The sequence below is a fragment of the Bacteroidota bacterium genome, from assembly GCA_039714315.1.
Classification (GTDB): Bacteria; Bacteroidota; Bacteroidia; order Flavobacteriales; family JADGDT01; genus JADGDT01.
On sequence record JBDLJM010000061.1, the window covers coordinates 1 to 17,731 of the forward strand.

At 33.6% G+C, this 17,731-nt stretch carries 18 protein-coding genes; 10 read left to right on the top strand and 8 right to left on the bottom strand.

All coding sequences use genetic code 11. From position 1 onward, the window contains the following. The first annotated feature begins 321 nt into the window (after positions 1-321). The 4 genes from ABFR62_07670 (at position 322) to ABFR62_07685 (ending at position 4,725) form a co-directional block, all read left to right on the top strand. On the top strand, positions 322-1,446 hold the full coding sequence (locus ABFR62_07670; GenBank protein MEN8138294.1) for a Fic family protein: 1,125 nt from the start codon (positions 322-324) through the stop codon (positions 1,444-1,446). A gap of 165 nt (positions 1,447-1,611) precedes the next feature. Beyond that, positions 1,612-2,541, top strand: coding sequence for an NAD(P)-dependent alcohol dehydrogenase (locus tag ABFR62_07675; GenBank protein ID MEN8138295.1), 930 nt, complete (start codon positions 1,612-1,614; stop codon positions 2,539-2,541). 174 nt (positions 2,542-2,715) lie between these two features. After that, positions 2,716-3,552: a phosphodiester glycosidase family protein gene (locus ABFR62_07680; GenBank protein MEN8138296.1), complete on the top strand. Its 837-nt coding sequence runs from the start codon at positions 2,716-2,718 to the stop codon at positions 3,550-3,552. 69 nt (positions 3,553-3,621) lie between these two features. Further along, entirely contained in the window at positions 3,622-4,725 is a 1,104-nt protein-coding gene (locus ABFR62_07685) for a gamma-glutamyl-gamma-aminobutyrate hydrolase family protein (GenBank protein ID MEN8138297.1), read from the top strand. A gap of 26 nt (positions 4,726-4,751) precedes the next feature. Here ABFR62_07685 and rnhA read toward each other — a convergent pair whose 3' ends face one another. The 3 genes from rnhA to ABFR62_07700 form a co-directional block, all read right to left on the bottom strand. Continuing rightward, a complete protein-coding gene (rnhA, locus tag ABFR62_07690; protein ID MEN8138298.1) occupies positions 4,752-5,228 on the bottom strand; it encodes a ribonuclease HI in 477 nt (158 codons plus the stop codon). A gap of 189 nt (positions 5,229-5,417) precedes the next feature. Then, the gene (locus tag ABFR62_07695; GenBank protein ID MEN8138299.1) at positions 5,418-5,990 is read right to left on the bottom strand and encodes a hypothetical protein; all 573 of its coding nucleotides are present in this window, start codon (positions 5,988-5,990) and stop codon (positions 5,418-5,420) included. 43 nt (positions 5,991-6,033) lie between these two features. Beyond that, on the bottom strand, positions 6,034-6,522 hold the full coding sequence (locus tag ABFR62_07700; GenBank protein MEN8138300.1) for a retropepsin-like aspartic protease: 489 nt from the start codon (positions 6,520-6,522) through the stop codon (positions 6,034-6,036). Between the two features lie 128 nt (positions 6,523-6,650). Between ABFR62_07700 and ABFR62_07705 the strand changes: the two genes are divergently transcribed. The 3 genes from ABFR62_07705 to ABFR62_07715 all read left to right on the top strand — a co-directional run bounded on the left by ABFR62_07705 (position 6,651) and on the right by ABFR62_07715 (position 10,071). Next, a complete protein-coding gene (locus ABFR62_07705; GenBank protein MEN8138301.1) occupies positions 6,651-8,147 on the top strand; it encodes a HAMP domain-containing sensor histidine kinase in 1,497 nt (498 codons plus the stop codon). Then, positions 8,140-8,835: a response regulator transcription factor gene (locus ABFR62_07710; GenBank protein ID MEN8138302.1), complete on the top strand. Its 696-nt coding sequence runs from the start codon at positions 8,140-8,142 to the stop codon at positions 8,833-8,835. The genes ABFR62_07705 and ABFR62_07710 overlap by 8 nt, the downstream gene beginning before the upstream one ends. Positions 8,836-8,913: 78 nt before the next feature. After that, positions 8,914-10,071 (top strand): iron-containing alcohol dehydrogenase, encoded by a 1,158-nt coding sequence (locus tag ABFR62_07715; GenBank protein MEN8138303.1) that lies wholly within the window; start codon positions 8,914-8,916, stop codon positions 10,069-10,071. A 95-nt stretch (positions 10,072-10,166) separates the two neighbouring features. On the opposite strand, the gene ABFR62_07720 is transcribed toward ABFR62_07715, so the two are convergent. From ABFR62_07720 to ABFR62_07730, 3 genes are all read right to left on the bottom strand, one after another. Then, a complete protein-coding gene (locus ABFR62_07720; protein MEN8138304.1) occupies positions 10,167-10,904 on the bottom strand; it encodes a hypothetical protein in 738 nt (245 codons plus the stop codon). 153 nt (positions 10,905-11,057) lie between these two features. Then, a complete protein-coding gene (locus ABFR62_07725; protein ID MEN8138305.1) occupies positions 11,058-12,056 on the bottom strand; it encodes an isoaspartyl peptidase/L-asparaginase in 999 nt (332 codons plus the stop codon). Positions 12,057-12,078: 22 nt separating this feature from the next. Beyond that, positions 12,079-13,650 (bottom strand): hypothetical protein, encoded by a 1,572-nt coding sequence (locus tag ABFR62_07730; GenBank protein ID MEN8138306.1) that lies wholly within the window; start codon positions 13,648-13,650, stop codon positions 12,079-12,081. A gap of 52 nt (positions 13,651-13,702) precedes the next feature. On the opposite strand from ABFR62_07730, the gene ABFR62_07735 reads away from it, so the two are divergent. Continuing rightward, positions 13,703-14,467 carry a hypothetical protein gene (locus ABFR62_07735; GenBank protein MEN8138307.1) on the top strand — a complete coding sequence of 255 codons (765 nt, stop codon included), beginning with the start codon at positions 13,703-13,705 and terminating at the stop codon, positions 14,465-14,467. Between the two features lie 28 nt (positions 14,468-14,495). Here ABFR62_07735 and ABFR62_07740 read toward each other — a convergent pair whose 3' ends face one another. Both ABFR62_07740 and ABFR62_07745 read right to left on the bottom strand, forming a co-directional pair. Continuing rightward, the gene (locus ABFR62_07740) at positions 14,496-15,212 is read right to left on the bottom strand and encodes an SDR family NAD(P)-dependent oxidoreductase (GenBank protein ID MEN8138308.1); all 717 of its coding nucleotides are present in this window, start codon (positions 15,210-15,212) and stop codon (positions 14,496-14,498) included. Positions 15,213-15,214: 2 nt separating this feature from the next. Beyond that, positions 15,215-15,889 carry a TrkA family potassium uptake protein gene (locus tag ABFR62_07745; protein ID MEN8138309.1) on the bottom strand — a complete coding sequence of 225 codons (675 nt, stop codon included), beginning with the start codon at positions 15,887-15,889 and terminating at the stop codon, positions 15,215-15,217. 190 nt (positions 15,890-16,079) lie between these two features. On the opposite strand from ABFR62_07745, the gene ABFR62_07750 reads away from it, so the two are divergent. Next, positions 16,080-16,892 (top strand): glycosyltransferase, encoded by an 813-nt coding sequence (locus ABFR62_07750; GenBank protein ID MEN8138310.1) that lies wholly within the window; start codon positions 16,080-16,082, stop codon positions 16,890-16,892. Positions 16,893-17,046: 154 nt separating this feature from the next. Beyond that, complete coding sequence (locus ABFR62_07755; GenBank protein MEN8138311.1) at positions 17,047-17,682, top strand: sugar transferase; 636 nt, start codon at positions 17,047-17,049, stop codon at positions 17,680-17,682. Positions 17,683-17,731 lie beyond the last annotated feature (49 nt).

Here is a 17,731-nt window from a genome sequence, read left to right on the forward strand (position 1 = left end):
TTAGGTACTTCGCAACTCTCCTCTGCAACGACATATCTAATTACCTTTTTCTTCAACTCCTTTGCATATTATTTTCGATAATAAAGGAGCTTTACATTTTCAACATATCCTATTGAAAACAATTCAATAGACTAATATACCCACTTTGATAAATAACTATAATTTTTAATCACTAAAAAAAGTGTCAACCAAAATCAGGGCGATACATTAACTCTCACTATTTAAGAAAATCTTCTATTTGTTAATTAACGTGCTTTCTTATTTAAGTTTTTTGACAATTTCTTAAATAAGCATTACATTTGTTTAAGAATATAAGTCAATATGAAAAATTTTAAATCTGGACAGTATATACTTCAAGGAACTTATAAAAGCTTTCAACCTAATAAAATTGACCAGCAATGGAGTGTCGATAGTATGGAGTTATTAAATCTTCTAAGTCAAGCCGACAGACAGCTAGGAAGATTAGATATGTATTCTGAATATATTCCAAATATTGACCTGTTCATAAATATGCATATTATTAAAGAGGCGACTAAATCAAGTAAAATTGAAGGTACAAAAACAAATATTGAAGAAGCTCTCTTAGAAAAAGAAGATATAAATGAAGAAAAAAGAGATGATTGGGAAGAAGTCCAAAACTATATATTAGCTTTAAATTCAGCTATTGAAAACTTAGAAAAGCTACCTTTTTCATCAAAATTAATAAAAGAAACACATAAAACTTTATTAACAGGAGTAAGAGGAAAACACAAACTCCCAGGTGAATTTAGGGGTAGTCAAAATTGGATTGGAGGTGCATCATTAAGTGATGCGACTTTCATTCCGCCAACATTTGACAGTATCAATGATTACATGAGTGATATTGAAAAATTTGCTCATAATTCCGAGAATTTCTTCCCTGAATTATTAAAAATTGCTTTAATACACTATCAATTCGAAACAATCCATCCATTTTTAGATGGAAATGGTAGAGTTGGAAGGCTAATGATTACTTTAAATTTAGTTGAAAAAGGAATATTAAAGAAACCTATCCTTTATCTATCAGACTTTTTCGAACGAAACAGATCCCTATATTACGATAACCTAACTCGTGTTAGAGAGAAGAATGACATTATTCAATGGTTCAAATTTTTCTTGGTTGGAGTTATCGAAACTGCCCAAAATAGCATCAAGACATTTGATGGCATCTTGAAACTTCAAAAAGAGGCAGAAGCAAGTATCCAGAGCCTTGGTAGTAGAGCAAACAAAGCGCAATCAATAATTAACTACTTATTTCAAAAGCCAATAATTGATGCTCAATTTGCTCATAAGCTATTAGATATTTCTCTTCCTTCAGTATATAAATTATTAAAGGAACTAGAAAACCTTGAAATAATAAAAGAAGTTACAGGAAGCAAGAGAGGAAAGCTATATGTTTTTGATGAATACCTGAAACTATTTAAATAACATTTGCCAACAAAGTATAAAATTAATAGCCGAGATAGTAGTAAATATGAACATTATAGCCCGCTTAAAATTTAGTGTAAAGTCTAACCTTTAACTTGTGTAAACCATGTCTTTTAATGAACATACACCCGACAAAAGTGAAGGTTATAAAATGAAATGGAAGAAATGAGAGCAATTGTATGCACAAAATACGGACCACCGGAAGTTTTACAGCTCAAGGAGATTGAAAAACCTGTTCCCAAGGACAATGAAGTACTTATTAAGGTTCGTGCAACTACAGTACACATAGGGGATACTAAAATCCGTAGTTTCAAACCCGGTTTAGGCCCTGTCAGAGATTTGTTTTTCAAGCCTATTATGCGAATAATGGTAGGTTTCATAGGTCCTAGAAAAAAAATACTAGGGATGGAGTTAGCCGGGGAAATTGAAGAAGTGGGTAAAGAGGTGAAGCTGTTTAAAAAGGGCGACCCCATTTTTGCATCTACCGATATGAGTTTTGGTGCTTATGCCGAGTACAGATGCTTGCCTGAAGACGGTATACTGGCAATAAAGCCAACCAATATGACCTATGAGGAAGCCGCTACCGTTTCTAATGGAGGAATAACCGCGTTGGTTTTTCTTAGAAAAGCAAATATTAAAAGCGGTCAAAAAGTACTTATCTATGGTGCTTCAGGGAGTGTAGGTACTTTTGCAGTACAGCTTGCCAAGTACTTTGGAGCAGAAGTTACCGGGGTATGCAGCACCACGAATTTAGAAATGGTGAAATCTCTGGGAGCCGATAAGCTTATTGATTACACTCAAGAAGATTTCACCCAAAAGGGCGAGACTTATGACATTATTTTTGATGCAGTGGGAAAAATTGCATCTTCAAAACGAAAAATATCTCTAAAGAAGGAAGGAATCTATCTTAACGTTCTTTCTTTGTCTAACCGCTATAAGTTAAAGACTGAGGATCTAATCTTCCTCAAAGAGATTATTGAGGAGGGACGGCTAAAATCTGTCATTGACAGATCTTATCCATTGGAAGAAATGGTTGAGGCTCACAGGTATGTTGACAAAGGACACAAAAAAGGGAATGTGGTTATTACTATGTGATTCGATAATAAAAATAACAAACGTACAACAATGTGTAATACGCCATTTGACGAAACATGGTTGGCCGAATTGATTAATTTTAGAGGAACAAATAAGAATCCAAAAACCATAAACCAGGTGCCTTTAACTTTGTAAACTAGGTATCTTATTAAACATTAAAACAAAATTATGTCAATGAAAAATATCATATTTATCCTGTTAATTTTATTCACAGTTTCTGTGGGTTACGGACAAAATAATAATTTACTCAATCAGCGAATAAATACATTTGGGGATTCAATAAGTTTTATACAAATAAAAACAGACACCATTTTTAACAGTAATCAAATAATAAGTCTATTGATATTACCAAAAAATGCTATTAACAAATTTAATATTGAATTCGCTTATAGTAATTCAGACTTAATGCCAACAAGTTCATTTGCAAAGAATAAAAATGCTGTAGCCGCTATCAATGGAGGCTTTTTTAATATGGATAGTGGAGGGAGTACTACGTATCTTGAAACGGATGATATTGTAATTAGCAGAAACAGAAATCCTGACTTAAAATGGGGCATATCCAATAATATTACTAATGGGGCGATTGTTATAACAGATAAATTTAAGATTGCAATACAAGCAGCCAATTCAGAGCAATTCTATGAATCTTCAAAACAAGAATCTGCTGTATTGATAACAGGTCCTTTACTTTTGTTGAATTCGGAAGTAATGAAATTGCCCAACATGAAATTTGTTAACGACCGACACCCCAGAACTTGTTTGGGAATAAGTGAAGAATTAATTGTATTTATCACTATAGATGGAAGAAAAAAAGAAGCCGAAGGTATGAATCTGATTGAAGCTCAAAAGTTTTTACTAAACATAGGATGTATTGATGCGATTAATTTAGATGGAGGAGGTTCAACAACAATGTGGACTAAAAATAAGGGTATTGTTAATTTTCCAAGTGATAAATCAGGGGAAAGATCTGTCTCTAATGCATTATTAATAATAAATAAGAACAATCACTAATAAATAAAAGAGGTAGTTAAGCAAAAAAATCATTTAATTAGTAGAAGTTTAAAGGCAAATTATTAACAGATGAAAAAAATATTATTAATATCAATAATAACTTTAATTGTTCAGATAAGCAGTATTTATGCACAGAACAGCAATGTAGAAACTGATAAAAACAGGGTAATACTCGTAAATCCCGGGGTGTTTTATCTAAAATCTTTGGCTTACATGACCGACAATGGTATTATAGATATTGAAAATCTGGAATATCAGGCTGTTTTCTATACGAAAAATGAAATCAGCTACGATGAGGCCGAACAGTTTGTTGAGGAAAACAGTATTTCATATATCAGTTTAAAGAAGATAGACGGAGACCTTACAGACGGAAATTTGTTTAAGGAAAATTCATGTACAGGTTCCTTTACCGAATTATTCGAAAATAGCGATGGGATAATTTTTCTGGGCGGCTGGGATATTCCCGCTGTCAGTTTTGGACAAAAAACCAGTTTGTTAGCCGGAATTAAAACCCCTAATCGTCATTATTTTGAACTCTCTTTTCTCTATCATTTATTAGGTAGAGAGTCGAACGGTGGTTTTGTGCCTTTACTGGAAAGAAAGCCGGAATATGCGGTATTTGGTATTTGCCTAGGGATGCAAAGCATGAGTGTGGCAACAGGTGGAGATATGTATCAGGACATTCCGTCAGAGATCTATGGACTGCAGTATGTTGAGGATGTTCTGGCATTAGGTGAAAATCAACAGCACCGCAATTACTGGCGAAATATTGACACCGATGAATCTTTAGACAGTCATAGTTTTCATCAGATTAAATTAGTTGAAAATCAGTTTTTCACAAACAACTTCGGACTGAATAAAAACGATACTCCTTATGTGTGCAGCAGTCATCATCAGGCTATTAAAACTGTTGGACATGGTTTCGAGGTTGCTGCTACATCAACCGACGGCAAAATAATTGAAGCTATTTATCATAATAAATACAAAAATGTACTAGGTGTGCAGTTTCACCCGGAGTTTTACTATTTACACGATCCTGACAGCAAAAAGTTTAAAATGAATCCATCTGATGAGGAATTGTTAACCGAACATGAAATGATAAGCAGACTCGGAGGCTATCCCTTTCATTTAAAATACTGGGAATATTTTAGTAGTTTGTTTAGCAGCAATTAATTGGCGGAAAAAAAACAGGGTTGATTCTAAAAAAGGGAATCATTATTTTCCTCCATTTCATAACCTTTATCTACAAGCAGGTCTTTGGATTCAGCCCCCTTTACTGCGAGTTGATCAGCTCTTTCATTTCCGGGGTGTCCGGCATGACCCTTGATCCATTTGAAGTCAACTTTGTGTTTTCTGTAAATTACCAAAAATCTTCGCCATAAGTCTGAGTTAATACGCTTGGCAAAATTCTTCTTTTCCCAGCCAAAAACCCAGCCTTTCAAAACAGAATCCACAACATATTTCGAATCGGACCACACCAATACATCTGAAGGGCGCTTTAAAGCTTCCAGAGCCACTATTACCGCCAACAGTTCCATGCGGTTATTAGTGGTTTTTCTGTAACCCTGATATAGCTCTTTTTTAAATTTTCGATCGGATGTTTCAAGGATAGCTCCATAACCTCCGGGCCCGGGGTTCCCTTTGGCTGAACCATCTGTGTATATAATTATTTTCAAAATAGAGAGATAAATTATTTTGGGGTAAAAATACTTATAATTATCATGACATATTAATAAAAAAAATGCAAAATATGACTGTTAAATGATCCGAGTTAGTATTTTGGAATCTATACTTTCTATAAAAACCTGATAAGGATAATTTTATGAATTATAGCAATTACATGTCATTTTGATGTGTAGTTGGTATTAGAAATAGAAACCAACTCCGGGTCTCCATGGGCTGTTGTAATAACTTCTTTTCGAATCGTGCAGAAGGTCATACGAAAAAGAAACAACAAAACTTCCTCTCTTCCCCATAGGTACTGCATAGCCTGCGCCAACATACCAGCTGTTTAGCCAATATGGATTAATTCTTTCGCCAAAATTGTTATAATTCCTGTCGTAGTAATTGCGTTCAAATTCAGTACTTAGAATTATACTTTTTATAGGTTGGGCTAACAGTAAAAATTTAGTTCCATATATTGAAGATGAGAAGTCTTTACCGAAGTATTCGTATTTTTGATAAATATAATTTAATCCAAATCCTGCCATCAACATATTTGAAACATCGTAATAAACGGTTGGAGAGGCAATGATTGCCGTAAAGTCGCCGAATTGGGCACCAAAGTTACCTCCAAAATGTATTCGGTCTTTAAATTCCGAGTCTTTAACATTAGGAGCCTCTTTATTTGTATCCTGTTTCGACTCGTAATATTGTGCTTTTGTAGAATGATATCCTAATATGAGTAAAATAAACAACAAGAATTTCAGGTTTCTCATAGTGTTTAAAGTTTGATTAGAGTAAATATACTAAAAATCAAACTTATATAAGCTGTTTGTTGTTTTCGGCGCTTTGATGTTTTTTAATATAAAGAGCTCTTTCTTCGTAACTAATTACGGCGTTTAACTGCTCCAGTATTTCAGCACCTATAATACCGTCGATCAAGTCGGCATCGTGTTGATTTAGTGCTTCGTTAATTTGTGTTAAGTCAAATAGAATAATATTTCTAATGTCAACAGATATTTCTTTTATGTGAAAAGAGTTTACTTTTGCCTGAAAAGTATCCATGTCTAAAGCTCCGGCTCCTGCAGCTTTGTAGTCGGAACTTTCTGGTTTTAAAAAGTATTTTTCGGCAAATTGTGTTCCTACACAGCTCGATGATGCTCCTGTATCGAGTATAAAATTACCTTTTACATCGTTTATAGAAACCTGAAACTGGTAGTGGCCAATCTCGTTTTTCTCCAGTTTTACCTTTTGGTACCCTTTTTTTGTTAAAAATTCTTCCAATTCCATTGCATGTATAAAATCCATCGAACTTAAAGATAATTATTGAAAGAGCCACATGTTTAATTAGATTAATGGTTAAGTAGTGTTAACTTTCTGTGTTTATTAATTATAAGAGTTTATTTTTGTGCAGATAATAATATTTTCATTGACGAATGAATAGAAGGATATATATAGCGATAGTATTACTTGGTGTTTCAATGCTGGGAGTAATTGGCTTTCAGGCTTATTGGCTGCATCAAAGTTATAAAACAGAGTTACTCGGGTTTCAACATGATGTTCACAGGTCGTTATCTATGGCTATGAATCAGGAGTTGGATCGCAGAATATCGAATGTGGTTGATTATATGGGAGGAGATACTTTTGTTTATAACAATAGGCAGGGTCATACCCGAAGGCATCGAAATTTCAGGAAAGGGAATGGTACTTATAATCACTATGAATATGAACAAATTATTACTGCCGACAGCTCAGGTGATTCTGCTCTTATAGAGGTGAAAAAATACAACTGGAAATCAAATGGGGGAGAAAGAATGAATTTTGATTTTCAGAGAAAAAAAATGGATAGAATTTTTCTTTCCATACTCAACAATATGGATTCTCCAAGTCGTTTTCCGGGTGTAGAGTTTGATTCTGATGAGTTTAATAAAGCATTTAAAAGAGAACTTAATCAGTTCGATATTAACCTTGATTACAAGTTGGCTATTGTAGGTCGTAGAAATGAAATAATTAATAATATTAATGGAGCATTTTCTGAGGATGAGCTTAAGGAAGCAGTTTATTTTCCAATGCGTCATTCTTCCATTTCGGGATCTAATGTTGCAATATTGTTTCCCGAAAAGGATATGTATATCATTTCGAAAAATGCAATAATGTCATTGACGTCAATAATATTGATATTCTTATCTATTGGAAGTATTGTTTATATAATTAAGCGATTTTTTAACCAGAAGAGAATATCGGAGATCCGAAGAGATTTTATGAATAATATGACTCATGAGCTAAAAACACCAATCTCTACTGTAGGTCTGGCATTAGAAGCTATGCAGAATTTTAAAATTTTGGAGAATCCTGAACGGACAAAGCAATATATTGGAATTGCACGCAAGGAAAATCACAGACTTGGTATGTTGGTAGAGAAGGTATTGAAAATGTCGGCATACGAGCGCGAAAATATCCAGATGAAGTGGGAAGTAATAAACGGTGATTTAGCAGTTGTTGATGTTATAGAAAATTTAAATTTCCAGTTAGAAAATAATGGGGGAAGCATTATTAAGGATATGAATGCTGATACTGCAATGTTGAAAGTTGATAAGGTTCATTTTACTAATGTAATTTATAACCTTATTGATAATGCGATGAAATATTCAGAAGGTAAACCGGAAATCAAAGTTAAGACCTATACGGATAAAGAGCATTGGTTTGCCGAAATAAGTGATAAAGGAGTTGGTATTCCCGTAAGTTATCAGAATAAAATATTTGAGAAGTTTTTCAGAGTGCCTTCAGGAAATGTTCATAATGTAAAAGGTTATGGACTTGGATTGAGCTATGTGTTTAATATAATCAATAAATTTGAAGGAGATATAAGTGTTAAGAGTGATGTAGATAAAGGAAGTACTTTCACAATTAAAATACCAGTAAATAATGGCTGAAACAAAGATATTATTAGTTGAGGATGAAGTGTTTTTGGGACAAATAGTTAAAGAAAGTTTCGAAACCAGAGGCTTTGAAGTGGAGCATTTCACTGATGGTGAAAAAGGTCTTGAAGGATTTAGGAACTATAATCCTGATATTTGCGTACTGGATGTAATGCTGCCTGTTATGGATGGTTTTAGTCTGGCTAAAGAAATAAAAAAACTAAATCCAACCCAACCTATAATTTTTCTGACTGCTAAGTCGATGACTGAGGATGTGGTAGAAGGGTTCAACATTGGTGCCGACGACTATGTTAGAAAACCTTTTAGCATGGAAGAGCTGATAATGCGCGTGAAAGCTGTATTGGGAAGAAAATCTGTTGAAAAATCGGAGGAAAAACAGCAAGTGAAGGAATATCAGATAGGGCAGTATAGTTTTTTCCCTGTTAAACAGGAGTTGTTTCATCATTCAGCAGTAAAAAAGTTAACATCCCGGGAGTCCGAATTATTGCGTATGCTGTGCGAAAGCAAAAATTCTTTGGTAGAAAGAGATGTGATTTTAAAGCAACTTTGGGGAGATGATTCATTTTTCAACGCTCGAAGTATGGATGTTTTCATCACAAAATTGCGTAAGTACCTTAAAGATGATTCAGATGTAGAGCTGATAAATGTAAGGGGAAGAGGTTATAAGCTTATCTACGATTAGAAAAATAGTTGTTTATTTCTTCTTTATAGAGAAAGCCTGATTTTGTACCTTTATATCTAAATTCTAAAACGATTAAAAATGGATAATTTTGAATTATACAATCCTGTAAAACTCATATTCGGTAAAGGTGAAATTTCTAAAATTTCTGAAAATATCGATCAGGGTTCCAGAGTTCTTTTAGCATATGGAGGTGGTAGTATAAAGAAGAATGGTGTTTATGAACAGGTAAAAAAAGCACTTGACAGTTATGACGTTATTGAATTTGGGGGAATAGAAGCGAATCCTCAGTTTTCAACATTAATGAAGGCTGTGGAAGTGGTTAGAAAAGAAAATATTGATTTCATTTTAGCAGTTGGGGGAGGTTCGGTTATTGACGGAAGTAAATTTATTTCGGTAGCTGCACCTTTCGATGGAGACGAATGGAGTATATTAACAGGAGAAGCCGATAAAATTAAAGCAGGTATTTCATTGGGAACAGTCCTCACCCTGCCGGCAACAGGAACTGAAATGAACTCGGGATCTGTAGTTTCCCGAAAGGAGTTAAATGAGAAAAGAGCCTTTGGTAGTCCGTTTTGTTTTCCAAAGTTTTCTATTCTCGATCCCGGTGTTGTTGCATCCTTACCTGTACGTCAACTTAGAAATGGAGTGGTAGATGCATTTGTACATGTATTGGAACAGTATATTACTTATCCTAACAATGCGCCTTTACAGGATAGAATTGCAGAAGGTATTTTAATAACATTATCAGAAATTGGAGTGGATGTTATTACCAACCCGGATGATTATGATTTGGCTTCAAACCTGATGTGGAGTGCTACCATGGCATTAAATGGATTAATAAGCAGAGGAGTTCCAGCAGATTGGGGAACACATCTTATAGGACATGAATTAACGTCGCTTTATGGTATTGATCACGGGCAAACTTTAGCAATTATAGGACCTAATTTATACTATAAACTACTCGATTCAAAAAAGGAAAAATTAGCTCAATTCGGTAGGAGAGTATGGAAGCTTGAAGGAGATGATGAAGTAGTGGCTGTAAATGCAATTACAAGAACACAGGAGTTTTACGAAAGTTTAGGTTTGAAAACAAAGATTTCTGAACTTGCAGATGATTATAGCCAAGCATCTCAGACAGTTTTCGATAAGTTTACAGAAAGAAACTGGTTGAAACTTGGGGAGAAAGGTCTTATAACTCCTCAGCTTGCGAAAGAAATTGTAGAAATGAGTATTTGATTAAGGTGAAGAATAATTAAAAAAAAAGATGAATAAACAGTTTAGATCTAAAATTGTTTATTCATCTTTTTATTTCCTGTTATTTTAATAATAGATTATCCGTCAAGCCCCTCACGGATGTATCCTCTGGCCCTAGGGAATTCTTTTTCAACCTCTTCTCTGATTTTTTCCAGAAGCAGCAGTTGGTTGGTAACTTTCTCCTCAGTTCCCGGAAAATGTTCTGTTATATTTTTCCACGAATCTATCGATCTGTCTAATGCAATTAAAACCACCTTTGCAAATCCTCTGTGGAATCCATCCTCGAATTCGTGTTTGCTGTTTAGAGCTTTCTTAAGTTTTTTAGATATGAAATTCTGATACCACCTTATGTATTCTACAGCTTTAGTTAAACGCTGCATACTCTCGGCTAACTCCTTTGGCGAAACTTTATACTTTATATCTTCTTTGTTTGCCGGTAGGGGGTCCTTTGCAAATTCGTCGAACCATTCATTTACCAGTTTGCTGTATTTTTCGGTTTTTTCGAACAATAGATATCCTTGAGAAAGTGTTTCTTCACTATTGCTCTTTGAGAATTTTTTCGAAAACTCCTGTAAATCAACTCCCATATTATCTGAAACTTTTCCCAGATCATCGATGGTTAAGTTTACAATGTCCTCAATTTTATCCCAGAAATTAAATTCCTTTTTTCCTCTGGAAAAGAATTTTTGATTGACATCAAAATACAAGCATTCGTTAGTGTGTTCGCACTTTTCGCACCATCTGTCACAATATTGAAAAATGCCTGGTTTGTAAGTTTTCTTGGGTATTGCTGAGTTATTGTTAGAATATGTCATCTTTACTTGTCGGATTACTAGGTTAAGGACCTTAAAATTGAGAAATTATAACGAGTAAAAACATAAGAAATATCATGTTGAAATGTGATAGAGTAACATGTAGTGTGTTAGGTTTTTAGAGTTTTTATTCCTTATAAGCCTTTCAAAAATGAGTTAATCGTTATATATTTTTATTTCAACATTACCATCAATATCAATAGATGCTCTGTACATACCTGCAGTATTAAAAGGCATTGCAATATTTCCGTCTTTATCAATAGAAATTAGTCCTCCTTTACCTCCCAGCTGTTCAAGCTTTTGATTGATAACAATATCTGAAGCAGTTTCTAGTGAATAACCGCTGTAAAGCATTAAAGCTGAAATGTCTTTTGCAATACCCAACCTAATAAAATATTCACCGTGACCGGTACATGAAACGGCACACGAATTATTGTTGGCATATGTTCCTGCTCCGATGATTGGAGAATCGCCAATACGGCCATATTTTTTATTGGTCATTCCACCGGTAGAGGTTCCGGCTGCAAGATTTCCATCCTGATCAAGGGCTACTGCTCCAACTGTGCCGTATTTCCAGTCGTCTGTGCCTTTTAATCCTGAATTAGATTTAATTTTTGTTTGGCTTTTTACTTTCTGCAGGTATTCGTACCTCGACTCTGTAAAGAAATATTCGGGAGATACAATTTCAAGACCTTGCTCTCCGGCAAATGTGTCGGCACCTGATCCGCTTAACATTACATGTGGAGAGTGAAGCATTATTTCTTTTGCTAACAGTATTGGATTCTTTACAATTGATACTCCCGAAGCAGCACCGGCATTTAGAGTTTTACCATCCATAATAGAACAGTCCAGTTCATTTTTACCTTTATTTGTAAAAACTGCTCCCTTACCGGCATTAAAAAGAGGCGAATTTTCCATAACAATTATGGCTGCACTTACTGCATTTACACTGCTGCCTCCTTCTTTAAGGACATTGTAGCCGGCTTTTAGAGCTTCTTCTAACTTTTGCTTTATTTCCTGCTCTTTTTCAGGGCTAATATTTTCTTTTAGTATTGTTCCTGCACCCCCGTGAATTGCTATTGCAATAGGCTTTTCCTGTGAGAATGTATTTGTAAATAATGCTAAACTAATCAGTAGAAGTATAAAACGATTCATTTTGTATATTCTTAGGTTAATCTTAATATGGATTTTCGTTAATCAGTCTTAGTTTGTAACTCAATTCCTGACTGCCTTTGTCGTATTTTAATCCCCTTTTTGCGGTTGCTTTTGCTTTAGAAATTTTTTGCATTCTAAAGTAGTGCATTACAGCCGAACTATAGGCTTTACCTATTATTCCTGTCTTAACTAAATCTTCTAATTCTGTATTGAAGTTATTCTCAAATTTAGTTAGAAAATACTCTCCTTTTTTCGAATTATTAGATGAAAAATAGTCTATTGCATTCGACAGGTAAAGAAATAGGAGCGCCTGATTGTATCTGTTGTTAAGCTTAATCAGCGGGTATTTTATTGATTTCTCTTCCAGTTTCGTTAGTGCTATTTGCGGACTATTATTAAAATTTACAGAAGAAAGCAGAAGTTGTGAGTAAACATCATTTGCGATAGTATCATTTGGGAATATTTCCAATGCTTTCTCAGAATAACTTAGTGCTTTTGATGATTGTGATTTGTTGTAAAAGTGGTAGGTAAGAGCCATATTCCTGTTGAAATTTGACACTTTTATTAATTCCTGTGATAATATTTTGCTATTCAAACTATCTGTTTCTGCAATATATTGAGATGTAGATATTTTTCTTTTTGTCAGATTATTTCTTTCCTCTTCATGAAAATAATTGATACTGTTTGTTGCTTCTTCTTTAGTGCTTAAATTTATGTAATCGGCCCAAAAAGGAATCTTTTTGGAAGTAGAGTATGAGCCTTCCTGCATTGCACTTAAACTTGTAGTTTCCAATAAAGATTTGATTACCGGTGACTGATATATGAAGTATGCTTTTTTTAGATTATTAATTGCTTCAGGATATTTTTCGAGTTCCATTTCGTCTGTAGCTTTTTTAGAAAAAAGCCATGCACAATACTCCTTAATACTGATCAAATTTTCTAATGAAGTTACATTGTCTGCCAGTAATTCCGGCGATAATAATCTTATTTCATCATTATCTATGAGTTTTGCTTCAAGTTTGTATGTTATTATATTCCTTTCAATGTCGTCTTTGCTCAATATAACTATGTCTTTATTATCATTGATACTAATAAAGTATAATTGCTGATTATGTCCGAGAATAATAAATATGCCAATCGCAGTTTCCGATAATGAGTATTCGATGTTTAGCTTGCTAAAGCTGTAACTTAAGGTCGTTATTGCGAGATCGATGTCAAATCTTCCTTGTTGTAAACTGTAGAAATTACTTTTTTCGGAATATTTTGTAAAAAGTTCCTTATTTGCTTTTTTTATAAGGTATTTTGCCTTTTCATAATTGTTACTTCTCTTATTTACTTTATCGCGGTGTTTGGAAATCCATTTATCCACAAATTCTTTTTGTAGTTTGATACTGTTGTACCTATCGTTTGAATTTGAAAATCCTAAAAGAATGAAATCTTCATCAATATTTAATGAATCAATCTTTGAAAAAAGTTCCATTTCATTATCGTCATAAAATATAAGGTCATCTATCTTAGTGTGATAAGTTTGTGATTTGATATTTGAGGAAACTGCAAGAGAAATAATCAGAAAAAAATATTTGACTTGTGACATTAGGATATGTTTATTTTAGTTACTTGCTTTGTGAAATAATAAGCTCAAATCTATGAATAAATTAATAATCCTTGCAGTAATTTTTTTCAGTCTTTCAATTATTTCATGTTCCCCAACCGAAGGGAAAGATACTAAGGAAAAAGTATTAAAATTAGGAGATAACAGTAATATAGCCGACGGGGAGTATGTATCTAGACATAAAAACGGAAAGATCTACAAAACAGCCCGTTATAAGAATAAGAAATTAGATGGAGTACAGGAGGTGTACAATAAAAGAGGTAAGCTTCAGAACACAATAAACTATGTTGATGGTAAACGTGAAGGAGAGTCGGTAGTTTATCACGATAACGGTCAGGCATACAGAATTACACCATATAGAGATGATAAGATTAACGGTGAGCGAAAAAAGTTTAGAAGGGATGGTAAGTTGTGGTCAACTCAAAATTTTCACCAAAGTTTACCGGAAAACAATCTGAAGGAATATACTGAATCCGGAAAATTAAAAAGTAGACCTAAATTTGTGATTAATCAGATTGATAATTTAAAAATAGATGGAAGCTATCGGATAAATTTGTCAGTGAAGGGGAGTTACAAAAAGGTGAAGTTTTTTGAAGGTAAACTAAAAGACGGGAAGTATTTTTCGAAGTTAGATGCCTTCCCGGTTTCAAATCAAAAGAAGAATAGAGCAAGTATCAGTATTCATTTATTGCCCGGGCACTTCATGATGAAAAAATATGACTTCATAGCTAAAATCACAACTCATGCGAATAACAGTATTTATATCCACAGACAGGTTAATATTGCAATAGAAAATTAAGAGTTGTTTTTAAGTGTAATTTATCAGATTAAAAATCTCTTACAGATATTACAACCTCTGGAAAATCATCAGGATTATCAATTACCTTTTTATATTTTTTTGCTATGTCCGAAGGTTTTGCTAAATCTCCATGACTAAAGTAGTCTTTGAATTTATCTACTGTGCTAAAGTTTTTAATGTCAGTGTTTCGGATAGTGCCCTGCATTTCGGTATCTACAACCCCGGGAGCGATAGAATGAATACGGATATGGTTATCGTTGTTTATTTTCAATTCCCTATCTATAACTAAACTGAACATATCTAAGCCTGCTTTTGAAGCGTTGTAAGTGCTCCAGCCGTCTATAGGGTGTTTTCCTGCTCCGGAGCTGACATTAATAATGTGAATAGGCTTTTTTAGTTCGGAAAACTGTCTCAAAAAAGTATTAGTTAATAATGATGGAGCAATAAGGTTTACATTATAATTAGAAACTATGTCTGTTGAAAATGTATGTCCGACATGAGCGATAGGTTCTATAACACCTGCATTGTTAATCAATATGTATTTATCATATTCATCTACATGAAATCTGAATTTTTCAACGGTTTTAAGGTCCGATAGGTCTAATGCTATATGTTCATATTTTGGATTTTCAATTGTTTGATGTCTTGAAATACCAACCACTTTTACATTTTTGTCTTTTAGGAGTAATTCGGCAAGGGCAAGGCCAAGTCCTCTACTGCTACCTGTTATGAATGCTATAGTCATGATTATTTGTTTATTTCGATGAAACGGTCAACATTTTTAGTTAAACCGAAGGCTAATATTAAATCATCTTCTTCGATAACTGTATCTTGCTTCGGAACACCTAAAATATGATGCTCATCGCCTCTTTTTCTAAGAAGTGTTATAAGGTTTATTTTGTATTTCTCTCTTAGACGAATATCAAAAATTGATCTGCCAATGGTGTTCTTGGGAGCCTTAATTTCAATGATTTCGTATGAATCCGGTAGTGTTACACATAATAGAACACTCGGGTTTATTAAAGATTCTGTAATATTGTTACTAACTTCATCTTCGGGAGAAAGAAGTTCCTCAATTCCCATTTTTTTGAGTATTTTCTTTTGAGCTTCCCCTTGCGCCCGTACAATAATTCTCTTAACGTTTAATTCCTGTAGGATAAATGTTGTTAGCAGTAAAGCCTGAAAGTCCTCTCCGATGGAAACTACTACAGCGTCCATCTCATTTATGTTTTGCGAAAACAGGGCATTTTTATCAGTAGAATCCAATGCCACTGAATATGTTACATGCTCCTTTATCTTATCAATTTTATCCTTACTTCGGTCAATAGCAATTACTTCGGCACCTTTAATAGCCAGTTTTTTTGCAATCGCCGTTCCAAATCGTCCTATCCCAATTACAGCAAAACGAGGTTTACTCTTCATAGTGATCAATATTTAAATTAAAAATTCCTTAATGAGTTTTTAGCTATGTCATTGATGTTGATATAAGTTAAGGTTTTTTTGGTTTATAAGTATAAAATTAATGACATTTTATAATTCCTTCATAAATTTATAGAACTAATGTTGTTAATATATTTTAATATTGCACTCCGGTAATTATTAAGAATCATTAATGCAAAATATATCCGCTTCGATAGTTGTTTATAATACAGACGAGGAAATTCTAGAAGAAAGTATTTCAAGTTATCTTGATGCAGAATATTCAGGAGAGTTATGGATTATAGATAACACGGCAAATGGCAGATACAACTATCTGGCAAATAAATATGACAGGATTCATTACTATTTAAGTGATGAAAATCTCGGTTATGGTAAGGCCCATAATATTGCTATACGCCATTTTTTGGAAAAGACTAAATATCATTTGGTTTTAAACCCCGATGTCTCATTTACAGGAGATGTTATTAAAGAACTGTTGATCTATTTGGAAAATAATGAAAGAACGGGTCTTATAGCTCCTAAGGCAGAATACCCAGACGGAAGTTTACAAAGTAATGGCAGGTTGATACCAAGTCCCGGTCACCTGTTGTTTCGCAGATTCTTTTCCGATAAAAAGGATAATGATGATATTAATAATAGATATGAATTAAAATTTAATCAGGAAGAACCTTATCAGGCACCTGTTATTCTTGGAAGTTTTATGCTTTTTAGAAACTCTGCATTAAGGGAGGTTGGCTTATTCGATGAGAGGTTTTTTCTGTATCCTGAAGATATTGATATTTCCCGCAGGATGTTTGAGAAGTATAAAAATATAATATATACTGAAAGGAATTTCATACATCACCATGAGCAGGCATCGTATAAGGATTTAAAAACATTATGGATTCACAGTAAAGAAATGATAAAATATTTTAATAAATGGGGATGGTTTATTGATGCTTGTCGTTCTGTTTCAAATAACAAGGTGTTAAAAGGGTATATATAATAATTGTTATGTGAATGGAAGTTTTTATTAATGGTTTTAATACATAATAAATATACTATTATATACGTTATTTTATATCTTTGAAGCCAAATAATTTATTTTGCAGGAGCTTAAAAAAAATAATCAAGTTGTAAAAAAACACTCATCCTTAAGAGTGGTTTTTAAGCAAAGACGTGTTAATTCAGAATATGAGTTGGCAGTATCTCCCTATTCTTATTTTTTTAAGCATCTCTTTGATTTTTCTTTAGCAATGGTTTCTTTAATACTGTTGTCTCCTATTTTAATAACCTTGTACTTAATCACAAAACATTCCTCTGTAGGCCCCGGGTTTTATCATCAGAAGAGGATAGGTTTAAATGGAGAAGAATTCCATATTTTCAAATTCAGGTCAATGAAAGTTGATTCTGAGGATGATATTCCTATGCTGACAAACAATAATGATAACAGAATTACTCCGTGGGGTCGGTTTATGAGAAAATATTATTTGGACGAACTTCCGCAGCTACTTAATGTTATTAGAGGAGATATGTCGATTGTAGGGCCACGGCCAGAGAGGAAGTACTTTATAGATAAGATCAAAGAAAAAAATGGTGATTTTGATTCTCTCTTACAAGTTAAGCCCGGTATCACCTCGCTTGGTCAAATTAGATTTGGCTATGCTCATTCTGTAGACCAAATGTTACGAAGGTTAAAATATGAACAATTATATCTGAAAAGAGTTTCTTTCTGGACTGATATAAAGATTATTTTAAACACTTTTGGATCTGTTGCCAAAGCTAAAGGAAAATAGATTCGCAATAATAAAGTTTCATCTGTTAATTATTTGTATGTTTTAGTCA

Bases quoted from the DNA above. Each gene is read 5' to 3' on its own strand.
- ABFR62_07670 (MEN8138294.1), top strand. From the start codon at position 322: ATGAAAAATTTTAAATCTGGACAGTATATACTTCAAGGAACTTATAAA.
- ABFR62_07675 (MEN8138295.1), top strand. From the start codon at position 1,612: ATGAGAGCAATTGTATGCACAAAATACGGACCACCGGAAGTTTTACAG.
- ABFR62_07680 (MEN8138296.1), top strand. From the start codon at position 2,716: ATGAAAAATATCATATTTATCCTGTTAATTTTATTCACAGTTTCTGTG.
- ABFR62_07685 (MEN8138297.1), top strand. From the start codon at position 3,622: ATGAAAAAAATATTATTAATATCAATAATAACTTTAATTGTTCAGATA.
- ABFR62_07695 (MEN8138299.1), bottom strand. From the start codon at position 5,990: ATGAGAAACCTGAAATTCTTGTTGTTTATTTTACTCATATTAGGATAT.
- ABFR62_07700 (MEN8138300.1), bottom strand. From the start codon at position 6,522: ATGGATTTTATACATGCAATGGAATTGGAAGAATTTTTAACAAAAAAA.
- ABFR62_07705 (MEN8138301.1), top strand. From the start codon at position 6,651: ATGAATAGAAGGATATATATAGCGATAGTATTACTTGGTGTTTCAATG.
- ABFR62_07710 (MEN8138302.1), top strand. From the start codon at position 8,140: ATGGCTGAAACAAAGATATTATTAGTTGAGGATGAAGTGTTTTTGGGA.
- ABFR62_07715 (MEN8138303.1), top strand. From the start codon at position 8,914: ATGGATAATTTTGAATTATACAATCCTGTAAAACTCATATTCGGTAAA.
- ABFR62_07720 (MEN8138304.1), bottom strand. From the start codon at position 10,904: ATGACATATTCTAACAATAACTCAGCAATACCCAAGAAAACTTACAAA.
- ABFR62_07725 (MEN8138305.1), bottom strand. From the start codon at position 12,056: ATGAATCGTTTTATACTTCTACTGATTAGTTTAGCATTATTTACAAAT.
- ABFR62_07730 (MEN8138306.1), bottom strand. From the start codon at position 13,650: ATGTCACAAGTCAAATATTTTTTTCTGATTATTTCTCTTGCAGTTTCC.
- ABFR62_07735 (MEN8138307.1), top strand. From the start codon at position 13,703: ATGAATAAATTAATAATCCTTGCAGTAATTTTTTTCAGTCTTTCAATT.
- ABFR62_07740 (MEN8138308.1), bottom strand. From the start codon at position 15,212: ATGACTATAGCATTCATAACAGGTAGCAGTAGAGGACTTGGCCTTGCC.
- ABFR62_07745 (MEN8138309.1), bottom strand. From the start codon at position 15,889: ATGAAGAGTAAACCTCGTTTTGCTGTAATTGGGATAGGACGATTTGGA.
- ABFR62_07750 (MEN8138310.1), top strand. From the start codon at position 16,080: ATGCAAAATATATCCGCTTCGATAGTTGTTTATAATACAGACGAGGAA.